Annotated in this window: 11 protein-coding genes; 7 read left to right on the top strand and 4 right to left on the bottom strand. The window is 58.0% G+C overall.

Translation table 11 applies throughout. The features are described 5' to 3' along the window. Nucleotides 1-46 precede the first annotated feature (46 nt). The 3 genes from M3089_RS07455 (at nt 47) to M3089_RS07445 (ending at nt 5350) form a co-directional block, all read left to right on the top strand. Nucleotides 47-1369 (top strand): histidine phosphatase family protein, encoded by a 1323-nt coding sequence (locus tag M3089_RS07455; protein ID WP_249083018.1) that lies wholly within the window; start codon nt 47-49, stop codon nt 1367-1369. 1319 nt (nt 1370-2688) lie between these two features. Then, a complete protein-coding gene (locus M3089_RS07450; RefSeq protein ID WP_249083015.1) occupies nt 2689-3327 on the top strand; it encodes an energy transducer TonB in 639 nt (212 codons plus the stop codon). 46 nt (nt 3328-3373) lie between these two features. Next, a complete protein-coding gene (locus M3089_RS07445) occupies nt 3374-5350 on the top strand; it encodes an alpha-L-arabinofuranosidase C-terminal domain-containing protein (protein ID WP_249083012.1) in 1977 nt (658 codons plus the stop codon). 84 nt (nt 5351-5434) lie between these two features. Here the strand turns inward: M3089_RS07445 and M3089_RS07440 are convergent, their stop codons facing one another. Further along, complete coding sequence (locus M3089_RS07440) at nt 5435-7426, bottom strand: KUP/HAK/KT family potassium transporter (protein ID WP_249083010.1); 1992 nt, start codon at nt 7424-7426, stop codon at nt 5435-5437. Between the two features lie 303 nt (nt 7427-7729). On the opposite strand from M3089_RS07440, the gene M3089_RS07435 reads away from it, so the two are divergent. The 4 genes from M3089_RS07435 (at nt 7730) to M3089_RS07420 (ending at nt 12039) form a co-directional block, all read left to right on the top strand. Then, a complete protein-coding gene (locus M3089_RS07435) occupies nt 7730-8692 on the top strand; it encodes a methylenetetrahydrofolate reductase (RefSeq protein WP_205110826.1) in 963 nt (320 codons plus the stop codon). Nucleotides 8693-9013: 321 nt separating this feature from the next. Beyond that, the gene (locus M3089_RS07430; protein WP_249083008.1) at nt 9014-10153 is read left to right on the top strand and encodes a DNA polymerase III subunit; all 1140 of its coding nucleotides are present in this window, start codon (nt 9014-9016) and stop codon (nt 10151-10153) included. 61 nt (nt 10154-10214) lie between these two features. Beyond that, nucleotides 10215-11585, top strand: coding sequence for a PSP1 domain-containing protein (gene ricT, locus M3089_RS07425; protein WP_249083006.1), 1371 nt, complete (start codon nt 10215-10217; stop codon nt 11583-11585). After that, on the top strand, nt 11572-12039 hold the full coding sequence (locus tag M3089_RS07420) for a gliding motility lipoprotein GldH (RefSeq protein ID WP_249083003.1): 468 nt from the start codon (nt 11572-11574) through the stop codon (nt 12037-12039). The genes ricT and M3089_RS07420 overlap by 14 nt, the downstream gene beginning before the upstream one ends. 323 nt (nt 12040-12362) lie before the next feature. Here the strand turns inward: M3089_RS07420 and rodA are convergent, their stop codons facing one another. Genes rodA through mreD form a run of 3 tightly spaced genes read right to left on the bottom strand, consistent with a single transcriptional unit; the run spans nt 12363 to nt 16160 of the window. Next, a complete protein-coding gene (gene rodA / locus M3089_RS07415; protein WP_205110832.1) occupies nt 12363-13832 on the bottom strand; it encodes a rod shape-determining protein RodA in 1470 nt (489 codons plus the stop codon). Continuing rightward, the gene (gene mrdA / locus M3089_RS07410) at nt 13813-15663 is read right to left on the bottom strand and encodes a penicillin-binding protein 2 (protein WP_249083001.1); all 1851 of its coding nucleotides are present in this window, start codon (nt 15661-15663) and stop codon (nt 13813-13815) included. Before mrdA ends, rodA begins: the two co-directional genes overlap by 20 nt. Beyond that, nucleotides 15660-16160, bottom strand: a complete 501-nt coding sequence (mreD, locus tag M3089_RS07405) for a rod shape-determining protein MreD (protein WP_205110835.1) — start codon at nt 16158-16160, stop codon at nt 15660-15662. Before mreD ends, mrdA begins: the two co-directional genes overlap by 4 nt. Nucleotides 16161-16164: the final 4 nt, after the last annotated feature.

Genomic DNA, 16164 nt, shown 5'->3' with positions numbered 1-16164 from the left:
GGGCGAATTGATTACTTTTGCACGGTTTTAACAAACAGTCGACGAGATGAATACCACTGCAAACATTAAATCAGCCATGATGGCCTGTGCCGCCGGCATGATGCTCGCGCTCACGGCCACGGCCCAAACGCGCGCCGAGCGCGAAATAGAAGCCAACCCGCGCCTGGCCGCCGGCAAGTATATGGCGTATGAGGCCCCGCAGGGGCGCCCCACGCCGCCACCCGAGGGCTACAGCCCCTGCTACATAAGCACCTACGCCCGCCACGGCTCGCGCTACCTGACCGGCGAAGACAAGTATGGGCCGGCGCTCACGGCGCTGGCCGAGGCCGACCGCCGCGGCGCGCTGACGCCCAAGGGCAAGCGGGCGCTGGCCGTGGTCGAGGCCCTGGCCGAAGAATGCGGCGACCGCTACGGCGAACTGACGCCCAAGGGGGCCGCCCAGCACCGCGCCCTGGCCGACCGCATGTTTGCAAACTATCCGGAGATATTTGCCGACGGCACCCATGTCGACGCACGCTCTACATACAAGACGCGCGCCTTCCTGTCGATGGCTGCGGCATGCATCGAACTGAAAGGGCTCAACCCGCGCCTCAACATAACCACCGACGCCAGCGAGCACGACGCTTACTACCTAAAATACAAGAACCCCGTCTACTCAGACAGTTGCCAGCAAAACGCCGACTCGGCCTTCGCCGCCGCGCGCGAGCGGTTTGTCAGGCCCGAAAGGCTGATGCGCAGTCTGTTTGCCGACGACTACCTGGCCGAGATTGACGACCCGCAGCAACTGATGGTCGACCTCTTCGAGTATCACGGCATAAGCCAGAGCTCATACGCCCAGCCCGACCTCGGCTTCCTGTTCACCACCGAAGAGCTGTTCGACCTGTGGCAACTCAACAACTTCGAGTGGTACTACGAGCAAGGCCCGTCGCCACTGAGCGGAGGCCACATGCCCCGACTGGCCCGCAACCTGCTGCGCAACATCGTTGAGACGGCCGACACCTGCCTGGCCTCGGGGCGCCCGGCGGCCACGCTGCGCTTCGGCCACGACACCAACCTGGCGCCTCTCGTGGCACTGATGCAGATGGAAACGTTCGACCGGCCCACCGCCGACTGGGACTCGATAGCCGAGTATTACCAAACCTACCGCATCATACCCATGTGCGGCAACGTGCAGCTGGTGTTCTTCCGCAAGGCGGGCAGCGCCGACATACTGGTAAAGCCGCTGCTCAACGAGCGCGAGGTACGCCTGGCCAACGCCACTACCGACGTGTGGCCCTTCTACCACTGGGCCGACCTGCGCCGGATATGGATGCATACGGTAGAGAGCATCACGCTGCCCAAGAAGCCGGAAGGCATGAAGACCGACTGACGCCGACGGCCCAACGGGCAAGCCCCGGCCGGGCCAACATGGGCGGGCACGGGGCCACGCGCGGCGGCAGCGGCGTCAGGCCGGGCACACGGCGGCCAACCGTCTGACTGTCAGCGCGTTGCAACAAGACCTGTTTTACAGCGCGATATGGGCCGTTTGGCAATGCCAAACGGCCCATATCGCAAGCCCGAACGGCCCATACTGCAATAGCATGCTGCCCTCACGGGCAACCGGCGGACGGCAGGCGCCATGGCTGCACCGCCTGCGCTTGCACTCGATGGCAACAAAAACCCGTGTCGGTCGTCACACAGCCGGTGGCATGCTTTTGTGGTTTTTCACAGCCTTCAAAGGGCTTTCACACCGTTGTCAGCATCTTTCCGGCCGCTTTGCCTAAGCCTGAACCGCCGCTCCTTAGGCTAAGCGGACTGACTATCTGAACGGCAACAGCACCGAACCACGCCGGGCCCCAACAACCGACACGTGCAAAACTACCGCCACCGCCATCCACTACTTGCAAGCCAACCGGCCCACCGCGCCCTTGCCACAACGGCGGCAACCCACGAGATTGGCATATATTTCAATGAATATTGATTGCCGCCCCAACCTAAAGCACAGCATACTGCACCGATGCAGGGCAGAAAGCAATGTGCCGGAAAGGGCATGGAACAGTTTGCGAAGCACTGCCCCGAAGCGCGCCCACCACCTCAACACAACGACAGAATCCCACAGCCAAACCGCAGCAATACAGGCCCGGAAACAAAAAACAAATCATAAAAAAAGCAAATACGTATGTATTTATCCATAAAATGTGTATATTTGCATCGGTTATAATAATGTATTTACACATACGTCCAATGCCTATACGACTAAAAAATGCAAAAATCCATGGTGCCACACCTTAAGTATTGATGCCGTCGGCCGGTAGGATGTGGCAAACGCAACCATGCGTTCAGCGCCCGGGCCAAACGACACCGCGGCCCATGGCGCCGCGGCCCGACAACAGAAAGGCATCATGCCATCATGCCTGACATCTAACCTCTGCTATCAAACTAATGCAAAAGCAGTAACCGGGCCATCCGGGCCGCGGCCGACGGGCACCGTGCCACATGCCGGCCGCACACTGTTGCCGGACTGGCCGGGTCTGGCCGGAGCCACTGCAACGGCGGCTACACCACACTCTATTCGAGTGGTTGGCATGCCAGACAAACCGTAGGCCATGGCGAGGAGTAGTGATATTGCTTGCCATGGCCGTTTTGCGGCCATGGCGCCCCCTGCCTACCTACGGCAAACATTAACCATACATATAAACAAAAGGAACAATGACGAAAACCTATCTCACGCTGATTTCATTGCTGCTGGCATTGTCACAGGCTGCAAATGCCCAATCCACAGCCAAATCCACCACCGCCGATTGCCCCCAGGCCGGGCTTTGCGCGCAGACAGCAACTGCTGCCACAGACAGCACAAACAACGCAACGGCAAAGGGGAAAGGCCGCGACAAGGGTGTTTTTGTATGCCACATAGATGAAATGCCGCAGTTTCCGGGCGGAGAAAAGGCCCTGATGAAATACCTGAGCAACAACGTCAGATACCCCAAGGGCGCCATGAAATCGGGCGCACAAGGCCGGGTAGTATTGCAGTTCGTGGTAGATGAAGACGGTAGGGTGACTGATGTAAAGACCGTAAGGTCGGTACATCCGCTGCTCGACGCCGAGGCCGAGAGGGTGGCCAGGGGCATGCCCGACTGGAAGCCGGGCCGGAGGGAAGGCAAGAACATGAGCGTGAAATACACCTTGCCCATAAGTTTCAAAATGCCAACGGGCACCATAGTCGACCCGAAAGCCTATCAGGAATGGCGGAGATACCTGAAAGCACAACGAGACAGCACAGGCATGAAACGGCCGAACAAGGAGAAAAGCAGCAAAAAAACGGGCAAACAGGAAGCAAAACAGAAATAAATTGCTAACTTTGTGGCATTAACTTATATACCAACTGTATTTGAATATGAACAAGAAACTGCTAACTTGTGCACTCGCACTCTCCGCAGCCATGGCCTCATTCGCGCAAACCCACGTGATGGACGTGAACACGAAGAAGGCGGGAGCCACAGTCCAGAACACCATGTACGGCCTGTTTTTCGAAGACATCAACTATGCCGCTGACGGCGGTCTGTACGGCGAGCTGGTGAAAAACCGCTCTTTCGAGTTTCCGCAGAGCTTCATGGGCTGGCAGACATTCGGCAACGTGACGCTCAAAAACGACGGCCCGTTTGAGCGATGCCCGCACTATGTGGAGCTGGGCTACGCCGGACACTCCGAGCGCCGCACGGGCCTGGTGAACGAAGGCTACTTCGGCATCGGCGTGATTAAGGGCGAAGAATACCGCTTCACGGTCTGGGCCAAGGCGCCCAAGGGCACGGCACGCATACGCGTACAGCTAATAGACGCCAACACCATGGGCGAACGCCAGGACTTCGCCACGGCAAAACTCGACGTCAACGGCACGGAATGGAAGAAGTATGAGGTGCGCATCAAGTCGCCGCGAACCGACAACAAGGCTTCGCTGCGCATCTTCCTCGACGGCAAGAACCCCGTGGCCCTCGAGCACATCAGCCTCTTCCCCGTCAACACATTCAAGAACCGGGAGAACGGCATGCGCCGCGACATAGCCCAGGCGCTGGCCGACATGCACCCGGGCGTGCTCCGATTCCCCGGCGGATGCATCGTCGAGGGCGAGTGCCTCGACAACCGCTACCAGTGGAAGAACACCATCGGCCCGGTGGAAAACCGGCCGCTGAACCGCAACCGCTGGGAGTTCACCTTCGAACACCGCTACTATCCCGACTATTTCCAGAGCTACGGACTGGGCTTCTTCGAGTTTTTCCAACTCTCGGAAGACATCGGCGCCGAGCCGCTGCCGGTGCTCAACGTGGGCATGGCCTGCCAGTACCAGAACCGGAACAACGAGAAAGCACATGTGCCCGTGGACGAACTCGACCCTTATATACAAGACTGTCTCGACCTGATTGAGTTTGCCAACGGCGACACTACTACCACATGGGGAAAGAAGCGCGCCGAGATGGGCCACCCGGCACCGTTCAACCTCAAGTTCATTGCAGTGGGCAACGAGCAGTGGGGCGACTTCTACTTCGTCAGGATGCAGAAGTTTGTCGACGCCATACGCGCCAAGTATCCCAAGATTCAGATAATAGGCACGAGCGGACCCGACTCCGAAGGCAAGAACTTCGACCTCGGATGGGAGGCCATGAAGCGCCAGAAGGTAGACCTGGTAGACGAGCATTTCTACCGCCCCGAGTCGTGGTTCCTCACCAGCGGGCTGCGTTACGAGAAATACGACCGCAAGGGCCCGAAGGTGTTTGCTGGCGAATATGCCTGCCACGGCAAGGGAAAGAAGTGGAACCACTACGAGACTTCGCTCTACGAAGCGGCCTTCATGACCGACCTTGAGCGCAATGCCGACATAGTGCACATGGCCACCTACGCCCCGATGCTGGCCCACGTGGAAGGCTGGCAGTGGCGTCCCGACCTGATATGGTATGACAACGTGCGCCTGTTCAAGTCTGTAAGCTACTACGTACAGCAGATGTATGCCATGAACAAAGGCACCAACGTGCTCACCATGACCATGGACGGGCAGCCCATAGCAGGCCAGGAGGGACAGGACGGACTGTTTGCCAGCTCTGTCATCGACAAGACGTCGGGCACCGTTATCGTGAAAGTCATCAACACAAACAAGCAGAAGCAGCCCGTGAGCATCAACCTCTCGGGGATTAAGGGCGAGCGCAAGGCTGAGACGATAACGCTGACCTGCACCGACATGATGGCCGAGAACACTCTCGACGAGCCAGAGAAGATTGTTCCGCAGGAGGGCTCTCTCAACTGCGAGGCAGGCAAGAAGAACACCGTAATCAACGACGAGATAGCACCGATGACCTTCCGCATCTACAAGGTAAAGAAGTAAACGTGGATTGAAACAGCGAAAGCCGCGGCCTCCCGACAACGGGACGTCGCGGCTTTCGCCGTTTTCAGGCCGCATTGGGCGGCGTCAGCCCTGGCCATGTCCGGCCTCGGGCCATGTGCGCACAATGCGCCTCAGGTGCCTGGCACGCCCCGAGACAATGAGCGGCACGCGCTCAACCACCACCACCGACGTGTCGAGCCCCAATGCCTTGGGCTCGTCGATGCCTATCTTCCGGATAATGGCGTAAAGGCTCATGAGCATGTTCTGGCGGCGGTTTGACGAGTCTTCGGGGTAGTAGATGTGGTGGATGATGATGAAACGGAAGTCGCCCGGTATGCCGTTCTTGCGGAGCGAGGGGTAAGTGCTGGTCAGTTCAAGCTCGCGCGAGCTCACCAGGTCTTCCACAACCTGCCTCAGGTAAAGGCTTACACGGGGCTCTATCCTGAACCCTATGCGCAGGTTGACGCTGAAAAGCGTGCCCGGCACGAGCTGCCTGACGGTGTACTCAAGGGTCTCCGGCTCGTCCACGAAGTCGAGATGCAGCAGCCAGTAGTGGTCGGCTCGCTTGGGTTGCTTGTTTATTATCGAATATAGCAGCTTGTCGTCTACCTCGTCCTCGCCCGGCGCATGGTTCACGTAGACAAGGTTCGAGGCATACTTGGGTATGCTGTCGTCTGCCTTTATGGCCGAGATGATGCCGTAGTAGTCTGACATTTTCTTCAAGTGCATGTACCTACGGCGTATGTTCCGCGCCCCGACCCACACAAACATGACGAAACAAAGCAGCCCTCCGATGAGCAGGGTGAACCATCCGCCGGCCGCAAACTTAGAGAGGTTGGCTGCCAGGAACAGCCCCTCTACAGCTGCATAGAAGCCGAGGAAGAGCCCGGACACAAGGCGTGAAGCCCCCATCATGCGCATATAAAACGCCAGGAGCAGCGTAGTCATCAGCATGGTCACCGTGATGGCAAGCCCGTAGGCGGCCTCCATGCGCGCCGAGTCTCTGAAAACGACCACCGTAAGCACCACCGCCACAAACATGACGTTGTTTACCAGCGGTATGTAAAGCTGCCCCTTGACGCTTGTGGGGTGCTTTATCCTCATGCGGGGCCAGAAGTGCAGGTTCATGGCCTCGCTCAGAATAGAGAACGAACCGCTTATGAGCGCCTGGCTGGCCACTATTGCCGCGCCTGTGGCCATGGCCACCCCGAAAGGCAGCATGGCCTGCGGCATGATGGCGTAGAACGGGTTTACGGCCCCGGCGGCCTCGGCCGGATGTGACAACACCCACGCCCCCTGCCCCAGATAGTTGAGTATGAGCATGGCCTTGACAAACATCCAGCTCACCGTTATGTTGCGCCTGCCACAGTGGCCGAGGTCGGAGTAGAGCGCCTCGGCACCCGTTGTACACAGGAAAACGGCGCCGAGTATGAGAAACCAACCGGGCGAACGCACCAAGAGCATTACCGCATAGTGGGGGCTGAACGCCTTGAGCACGGCCGGACAACCCGCAAGCCACACCACGCCGAGCGCCCCGAGCATGAGGAACCACACAAGCATGAACGCCCCGAACGAGCGCCCCACGCTCTGCGTACCGAAGCGCTGGACGAAGAACACCACCGTGATGACAGCCAGGGCCACGGGCAACACCGGCAGGTCGGGGCTGATGCCGCGCAAGCCTTCTATGGCCGTGGTGACGGTGATGGCCGGAGTTATCACCCCGTCGGCAAGCAAAGTGCTCGCCCCGATGATGGCTATGGCATATATCCAACGCCGCCGGTGGCGCCTCAACAGAGCATAGAGAGCCAATATTCCGCCCTCTCCGCGATTGTCGGCCCGCAGCGCCAAGAGCACGTACTTTACGGTGGTCTGCAGCGTGAGCGTCCAGATTATGCACGACAACGCCCCGAGCACATAGTCGTCGGTGAGCGTCTCGCCGGTGTGGGTGATGGCTTTCATCACGTAGAGCGGCGACGTTCCGATGTCGCCAAACACGATGCCGAGCGTCATGAGCAGCCCCGCCAGCCCTGCGCGGCCTGTAGCTGAGGCCGCATTTTCTTGAGATAGCTGTGTCATTTCATTGCTTTTTAATACCTATAATAATCGTCTACATCGTGCAAAATTAAGACATATATCCATAAAAACATTCGTTTTAGAGTTTTTTTGCGCGTGTTTCGGTTGTGCAACGGCTTCTGTCGGCCATGCACAGCCATCCCCACAACATGTCCGCCAAGCCTCCTTACGCCAGTGTCCGCAACCCCTCGGCCAACCACGGCAATCGCCCCCGGCTGGCGCCCGAGGTTTTCTTAAATTATCTTTCCGCCCCCGCCGTTACGTTTTTTTTTCGTAAATTTGCAGCGAATTGTATATTTACGCCAAATGACAGTTGCAGAATTATTAAGCAAAGAAACAGACAAGAAGCACTTCTCCTACGAAGTCCTGCCGCCATTGAAGGGCACAGGGACCGACAAGCTCTTTGCCACCATAGGCAAGCTGAAGGAGTTTTGCCCGCTGTTCATCAACATAACAACCCACCATAGCGAGTTTGTTTACAAGCAACTCGACAACGGACTGCTCGAAAGGCGCCGCATACGCCGGCGCCCGGGCACCATAGCCATTGCGGCGGCAATACAGCAGAAGTTTGGCATACCGGTGATGCCACACATCATCTGCAGCGGCGCAACGGTGGAAGACATTGAGTATGAGCTGCTCGACCTGCAGTTTCTGGGCATCACAAGCCTGCTTCTGCTGCGCGGAGACAAGGCAAAGGAAGACCGGTTTTTCACCCCGACGCCCGGCGGCCACGAGCACACCACCGACCTGATACGCCAGGTCACTCAGTTCAACAAAGGCTTCTTTGCCGACGGCGAGCCCATAAAAGTGCCCGGAGAGACGTTCGACTTCGGCGTGGCATGCTACCCCGAGAAACACGACGAGGCGCCAAACATGGAGATGGACATGGGTTTTCTCAAGATGAAACAGGACATGGGGGCGCAATATGCGGTAACGCAGCTGTTCTACGACAACAAGAAATACTTCGACTTCGTGGCAAAGGCACGCGCCATGGGCATAACAATACCTATCATTCCGGGCCTGAAGCCACTGGCAAAGCTGAGCCAGCTGGGCGTGGTACCGAAGACTTTCCACTGCGACATACCCCAGGAGCTGGCCTCGGAGGCCATAAAGTGCAAGACCGACGAAGAGGCGCGGCAGCTTGGCATTGAGTGGACCGTGGCGCAATGCCGCGAACTTTACGCCCACGGAGTGAACAACATACACTTCTACACGGTGTCGGCCGTCGACTCGGTGGCCGAGATAGCACAAAGACTGCTTAGAAGTTGAAAGATGAAGGATTGATAACTAAGATTTGAAAGTCAAGAATCAAAGGGGCGGAAAACTAAGGATTAAGTATCAAGGATTAAGGGGTAAGGGAACAATATTAAAGAGACAAGACAAGGGGGCGGCCGCCACATGGCCGCCATAGCCACCGGCAAAGACTGCCACCAGGCAACCATGGGCCCCGAAGGCCGGTCACGCCAAGTGGCGGAAGGCGGTGGAAACAGGAGCTAAATGTAAAACGTTAAAAGGCAAAGACGGCCGTATACGCATGGCAGGCGCCACGAAACGCACGCCGAGATGCGGTAGGCAAACAAACCACAAGGTATGAGATTCAGCGAGGTGATAGGCCAGGAAGAGGCCAAGAAGAGACTTAAGGGCATGGTGGCCGACGGCCGTCTGCCCCACGCAATGATGCTCTGCGGCCCCGAGGGCAGCGGAAAGATGGCGCTGGCACTGGCTTTCGCCTCTTACCTGCTGTGCGAACGGCGCTGCGACGCCGACGACTCGTGCGGCCAATGCAGGCAATGCGCCATGCTCAGGAAATGGGCACACCCCGACCTCCACTTCACTTTCCCAACCATAAAGCTTCCGTCGATGAGCCCCGAACACAAGCCCGTGAGCGACGACTTCGCAGCCCAGTGGCGACAACTGCTGGCATCGGGCCCGTATTTCTCGCTGAACCAATGGATGGAAGCCATAGGCGCCGAAAACCAGCAGGCCATAATCACGGCCGGCGAGAGCGACGAACTGTCGCGCAAGCTGAGCATAAAGTCGAGCCAGGGCGGCTACAAGGTGTCGCTGATATGGCTGCCGGAGCGAATGAACGCGGAATGCGCCAACAAGCTCCTGAAGCTCATCGAAGAGCCACCAAGCCAAACTGTGTTCATCATGGTGTGCGAAGAGCCCGACAAGCTGCTCGACACCATACGCAGCCGAACGCAGCGCATTGACATCAAACTCATTGACGACGCGAGCATCAGGCAGGCGCTCATGGAGCGCCGCGGGCTCGACGCCGACACTGCCACACGCATCACGCGCATTGCCAACGGCAGCTGGCTAAAGGCTGTAGGCGCCCTCGATGCCGACAACGAGAACGAACAGTTTCTCATTATGTTCCAAAAGCTGATGCGACTGGCCTACTCGCGCAAGGTGAAGGAGCTGAAACAGTGGAGCGAGGCCATGCAGACAATGGGAAGGGAGAAGCAGAAACGGTTTCTTGCATACTTCCTCAGGCTGGTGCGCGAGAACTTCGCATACAACTTCATGCAGCCGGAACTGAACTACATGACGCAGCAGGAAGAAGACTTCGCGCGCAATTTCGCACGCTTTGTCAACGAGAAAAACGTGCTGCAGATGAACGAGCTGGGCAACCGCGCCATACGCGACATAAGCCAAAACGCCAACGCCAAGATTGTATTCTTCGACATGGCGATGCAAATGATAGTGCTGCTGCTGGCCAAGTGACGCCCGCACAACGGCGCAACGGCAGCAGAGACGAAACAACGAAACCATCAAATCACAATATATGGACTATAGCAACAAAGAATTCGAAATATGCCACGACTGCGATAGGGGGCTCTGCAAAAGGGCCGTCGGCAGGCAGGACAGGCAACTGAACACTTACGACTGGCTGGCCGACATACCCGGCAACGCCATGAGCACCGACCTTGTGGAGGTGCAGTTTAAGCACACCCGCAAGGGATACTACCACAATGTGAACAACCTCGAGCTGAAAAAAGGCGACATCGTGGCCGTGGAAGCCAGCCCGGGCCACGACATCGGGGTGGTGACGCTCACGGGAAGGCTGGTAAAGATGCAGCTCAAGAAAGCCAACATCAAGTCGCCCGACGACATCAAGCGCATATACAGGATTGCCAGGCCGGTAGACATGGATAAATTCCACGAGGCAAAGTCGCGCGAGCACGCCACCATGATAGAGAGCCGAGAGATAGCCAAGAGGCTCGGGCTGCAGATGAAGATAGGCGACGTTGAGTACCAAGGCGACTGCAACAAGGCCATTTTCTACTACATTGCCGACGAGCGCGTAGACTTCAGGCAACTCATCAAGGTGTTGGCAGAGACGTTTCACGTGCGCATTGAGATGAAGCAGATAGGCGCAAGGCAGGAAGCCGGGCGCATAGGTGGCACCGGGCCGTGCGGCCGCGAGCTGTGCTGCGCCACATGGATGAAGAACTTCGTGAGCGTGAGCACCAACTCGGCACGCTTCCAGGACATCTCGCTCAACCCGCAAAAGCTGGCCGGCATGTGCGCAAAACTGAAGTGCTGCCTCAACTACGAAGTAGACAACTACGTGGAAGCGGGCCGCAAACTGCCAAGCAAGGAGGTGATGCTGCAGACGCAAGACGCCGACTACTACTTCTTCAAGGCCGACATCCTGACCGGAATGGTTACCTATTCGACAGACAAGAACATTGCATCGAACCTCGAGACCATCACTGCCGACAGGGCCAAGGCCATAATAGAGATGAACCGCAACGGCGAAAAACCGCTCTCGCTGCAGGAAGACGGAAAGATAAAGGAGACAAGGAAGACCGTAGACCTGCTGGCCAACGAGAACATAACGCGCTTCGACAAGAACAAGAAGAAGCGCAAGCAAGGCAACAAGGGCGCACAGAAGGCCGCTGCAAACGGCGAAAGGCAGCAGGCGCAGGGACCGGCCGCACGCAAGGCCGACAACCGCAAGGACTCGCAAAAGCAACCGCGCAACGAACGGCAACAGCCCAAAGCCGAGCGGCAGCAAGACAGGCAACAACAGCAACCGCGCAACACGCAAGACAAGGAAGGGCAGCAAAAGGGTGCCGGAAGGCGCCAGCCCAACAGGCAACAGCGCGGCCAGCAAACTTCTAACGGCCAGCAGCAGGATGCCAAGGAATAGCGTTTGCAAGGCACTGGCCGCCATGGCTGCCGCGCTTGCCGCCCTGTCGGCCTGCGACGAAAACACGGTTTACAACAGCTACAGGCCTGTAGGAGTGTGGGAACGCACCGACACGGTGAAATTCGCGGTGCCACAGGCCAAGGCCGAAGGCACCTACACAACCGAAGTGGGACTGCGAATAAACGCGCGATACCCGTTTACTGGCATTTGCATCATTGTCGACAGACGCATCATGCCCGGCGACATAAGGCACAGCGACACGCTGAACTGCAAGCTGATAGACAAACGAGGCAATGCCCTCGGCCACGGGCTCAGCAACTACCAATACCTGTTTGCCACATCACAGTGCAGGCTGAAAAAGGGCGACTCGCTATTCGTCAATGTGAGGCATCACATGAAACGCGAGACGCTGCCGGGTCTGGAAGACATCGGCATCAAGGTGACAAGGCGGTGAGACGGGCCATGGCTGCCCCCTGCAGCGCCGACAACAAAAAGCAATGGCAAAGGACACGGCCCACGGCCGGCTTCCTTTGCCATTGTCATTTTTACATCAACAAATCATTACAAGCCACCCGTCGTATGCACACCGGCACCGTAGCGCAAGCCCGGACGGGCCGGAATGCAGTGCAATACAGGCCGTTCGGCCGGCCCAAACGGGCCATACGGCAACGCAAAACAGGCCCTTGCGCAACCCTCTGTCGGCGAGGGCGTTGCGCAAGGCATGGCCGGCAGTAAACCATTTTTACAACCACCGCCCTCAGCCGGCAATGGCGCAGGCTACGTGCGCACAAGGTTTCGCCCTGCGTCGATGCGCAGAAAGATGAAGAGCAAGAAGGTGAATCCCCACAGCGACGACCCCCCGTAGCTGAAAAACGGCAGCGGTATGCCAATGACAGGAGTAAGGCCGAGCACCATGCCAACGTTGATGAACACGTGGAAAAGAAATATTGACAGCACCGCATAGCCGTAAATGCGCCCGAAACGGAACGGCTGGCGCTCGGCAAGGTGGATGAGCCGCAATATGAGGGCAAGGAAAAGTATCAGCACTCCGGCCGACCCGAGAAAGCCCTCTTCCTCGCCCACGGTGCAGAAAATGAAGTCGGTGTCTTGCTCCGGCACGAATTTCAGCTTTGTCTGCGTGCCGTTGAGGAAGCCCTTGCCCTCGAGGCCGCCCGACCCGATGGCTATCTCGCTCTGGTGGACATTGTAGCCTGCCCCCGACAAATCTTCGTCGAGGCCGAGCAACACGTTGATGCGCACGCGCTGGTGGGGCTCGAGCACATTGTTGAGCACATAGTCGGCAGAATAGAAAAAGGCCATCGAGCCTATGGCAAACGCCGTGATGAGCCAGAAGTTGCGCATGCGGGTGCCGAGCGCCACCACCACAAGCCAGCCCACCATGAGCACCGACACGCCCAACTGAACCCACACAACGTCGAACGGTATGACGAAGACCGAGAACAGCAGGGCCACCAGCGTGATGCCAACGCTATAGGCCAGCATGGCCCAGGCCATGCCGCGCAATGGTGTGTAGGCACGCACCATTCCCGCGGTGAATATGTGGACGAGCAGCAACACCACAAACTTGCCCACCGACGTGGGCGTGTCGAGCAGCAGAACCTGCTCAAACCGTATGCCCACAACAAAATAAACCACTGCGGCCACGCCCGTGAACAGCACGCAACCGGGCATGCCCTCACGGTAGAACACGAGGAAAAAAGCCAGGTAAACGAGCGCCGAGCCCGTCTCGCGCTGCAGGATGATGAAGAGCATGGGGGTGAGTATGATGGCCAGGGTGGCCACGAAATGCTTCCAACGGTGTATGTTGTAGCCGTAGGTGCTCATGAACTTGGCCAGAGCCAGGGCCGTGGCAAACTTGGCAAACTCGGCGGGCTGCAACCGCAGAGGGCCGAGCACAAGCCACGAACGCGACCCCTTTATCTGGTGGGGATTGAATATGGTGGCGAAAAGGAGCAGCAAGAGGGCCCCGAAGATGACGTAGGCAAAGGTGTCGTAAAACCTGTCGTCGAGCATCAGCAGCACAAAGCCGAGGCACACCGACGTGCCTATCCACACTATCTGCATGCCCGACCGCGTGTCGAGGCTGAATATGTCGGTGTCGCCATACGTATAGCTCGCGCCGCAAACGCTGAGCCACCCGAAAGTGAGCAGCGCGAGGTATATGCCTATTGTCCACCAGTCGAGCGAGCGCAAAACGCCCGGTTGCTTATCTGTTCCTTGAGTCATACGCTATACGTCTGTGCTGAAATTCATCAGCTTTCTTTTCCGATTCGGGCGAAAGGTGCCCGTTGATGTACTTCTCCATCATGAGCGAGCCAATGGGAACGCCGTAGTCGGCACCCCAACCGCCGTTCTCAACATAAACGGCAATGGCTATCTTGGGATTGTCCATGGGGGCGAAGCCCATGAACACCGAGTGGTCGTGGCCGCGGTTCTGGGCCGTTCCGGTCTTTCCGCATGCCTCGTATTCGGGCCGGTTGGCAGCCCGGCATGTGCCGCGAATCACCGAACTGCGCATGCCCTGCACCACCGTCTCGTATGCCGAGCGGCTGGCCATGGAGTAATGGCGGCGGGTGAAGGCGGTGTCGAGCGGCTCGCCCTGCACCTTGCGCACAACGTGGGGTATGTAATAATAGCCTCGGTTGGCAATGGTGGCACCCAGGTTGGCTATCTGCAGCGGCGTGAGCGTCACCTCGCCCTGCCCTATCGATATGCTTATCACGGTAAGCCCGTTCCACGAACCGTTGTATGCCTTGTCGTAAAACTCGGCATTCGGTATAAGCCCGCGCTTCTCGCCGGGCAGGTCGATGCCCAGCCTGTAGCCGAATCCCATACTCACCATGTAGTCGCGCCACGTGTTCATGGCCTGCTGCACGTCGTGATACTTGCTCCGATTGCCTATCATGTAGTACAGCCCCCAGCAGAAATAGGCGTTGCACGAGGTGCTGATGGCATCAACAAGGGCCAGCGGCGACTTGTGGCCGTGGCAGCCCACGTGCAGTCCGCGGTAGTAGAAGCCGTGGTGGCAGGGGAACATCGTGCCCGGAGAGATGATGCCCTCGCTCAGGAAAGTGAGGGCCTGGGTGGTCTTGAACGTCGACCCCGGCGGATAAAGGCCCATGATGCTGCGGTTGAGCAGCGGCTTCCATGGGTTGACAGCCAGCCGTGAGTGATTCTTGCTGCGGTTGCGCCCCGACATTACCCGCGGGTCGTAAGTAGGCGAGGACACCATGCACAGCACTTCGCCCGTCGACGGTTCGATGGCCACTATGCTGCCTATCTTGCCCTCAAGCAGGCGCTCGCCCAAAGCCTGGAGCTCGAGGTCGATGCTCAGGGTGAGGTTCTTGCCCGGCACGGGAGAGCGGTCGAAGCGCCCGTTCTGATAGCGCCCCTGTATCTGTCCGTGGGCGTCGCGCAGCAGAATCTGCACGCCCTTCTCTCCGCGCAGCTGCTTCTCATACCTGCGCTCTACGCCGAGCTTGCCTATGTAGTCGCCCGGCTGGTAGTAGTCGTCGTTCTCTATGTCCGACGGCGACACCTCGGCCACGTCGCCGATGACATGGGCCGCATACGGGTACTCATACTGGCGGACACTGCGTTTCTGTATGTAAAAGCCCGGAAACCTGAATATCTTCTCCCTGAACTGGCTGAACTCCTTGTCGGGTATCTGCCCCATGAAGAGCTGTTGGGTGAAACGCGAGTAGCCTGGATTCTTCGACCTGTCCTTGATGGCGTCCATGCGGGCCACAAACTCTTCCTTGGTCATTCCCACCGTGCGGCAAAACTCCATGGTGTCGAGCCGCCCCCGGGCCTCGTTCATCACCACAAGTATGTCGTAGGCCGGCTGGTTGTAAACCATCAGGCGGCCCTTGCGGTCGGTTATTATGCCCCGCGACGGATAGTCGATGCGCTTGAGGAATGCGTTTGAATCGGCATTCTTCTTGTAGTCATCGCTCATTATCTGCAGCGTGAAGAGGCGTATGATGTAGACGACAACGATAAATGTCGCCACGCCGCCGATGACGTATCGCCTGTTGCTGAGCTCGTAGTCTTTCACCGCTTCCTAACGCTCTCTAATGTCAACACAAGCAAAACGGTAAGCAGAGTGCTGCCCCCAACACACTCGAGCCACCAAAGCCAGTGGAAGAAACTGAACATCTCGAGCGCGAAAAAGACAACACAATAAAGCAGTACGAGCACAAACACGTAGAACGAATACTTCATCAGTCCAAGCGACTGCACCGACGGGCGTATGCTCTCGGGCTCGTCGCGCTGCACGAACAGGGCGAAGAAATAAGGCTGGATGGCCCCGATGAGCGTCAGCGAGGCCGAAGCCACACCCGGGGTATTCGAGAATGTGTCGATGGCCAGGCCCAGGGCGAAGCTCCACAGCAACACCGCCCACTTCGGATAGCCCATGGGGAAAGACAGCACCATGTAGACATAAAGCAGAGGGGTGGCAAAGCCAAACAGGTGGATGTGGTTCAACACCAGTGCCTGGGCCACGCAAAAGACGCACAAAAGCAGCAATCGCCTCAGTATATCTATAGCCATTTTA

Origin of the sequence: Marseilla massiliensis, from assembly GCF_023336985.1 — a bacterium.
GTDB classification, from domain to species: Bacteria; Bacteroidota; Bacteroidia; order Bacteroidales; family Bacteroidaceae; genus Prevotella; species Prevotella intestinigallinarum.
Note: the sequence above shows the minus strand (reverse complement) of the source record. Positions and strands in the feature narration are given on the sequence as shown.

Bases quoted from the DNA above. Each gene is read 5' to 3' on its own strand.
- mreD (WP_205110835.1), bottom strand. From the start codon at position 16,160: ATGGCTATAGATATACTGAGGCGATTGCTGCTTTTGTGCGTCTTTTGC.
- M3089_RS07435 (WP_205110826.1), top strand. From the start codon at position 7,730: ATGACAGTTGCAGAATTATTAAGCAAAGAAACAGACAAGAAGCACTTC.
- M3089_RS07450 (WP_249083015.1), top strand. From the start codon at position 2,689: ATGACGAAAACCTATCTCACGCTGATTTCATTGCTGCTGGCATTGTCA.
- M3089_RS07420 (WP_249083003.1), top strand. From the start codon at position 11,572: ATGCCAAGGAATAGCGTTTGCAAGGCACTGGCCGCCATGGCTGCCGCG.
- ricT (WP_249083006.1), top strand. From the start codon at position 10,215: ATGGACTATAGCAACAAAGAATTCGAAATATGCCACGACTGCGATAGG.
- rodA (WP_205110832.1), bottom strand. From the start codon at position 13,832: ATGACTCAAGGAACAGATAAGCAACCGGGCGTTTTGCGCTCGCTCGAC.
- M3089_RS07430 (WP_249083008.1), top strand. From the start codon at position 9,014: ATGAGATTCAGCGAGGTGATAGGCCAGGAAGAGGCCAAGAAGAGACTT.
- M3089_RS07455 (WP_249083018.1), top strand. From the start codon at position 47: ATGAATACCACTGCAAACATTAAATCAGCCATGATGGCCTGTGCCGCC.
- M3089_RS07445 (WP_249083012.1), top strand. From the start codon at position 3,374: ATGAACAAGAAACTGCTAACTTGTGCACTCGCACTCTCCGCAGCCATG.
- M3089_RS07440 (WP_249083010.1), bottom strand. From the start codon at position 7,426: ATGACACAGCTATCTCAAGAAAATGCGGCCTCAGCTACAGGCCGCGCA.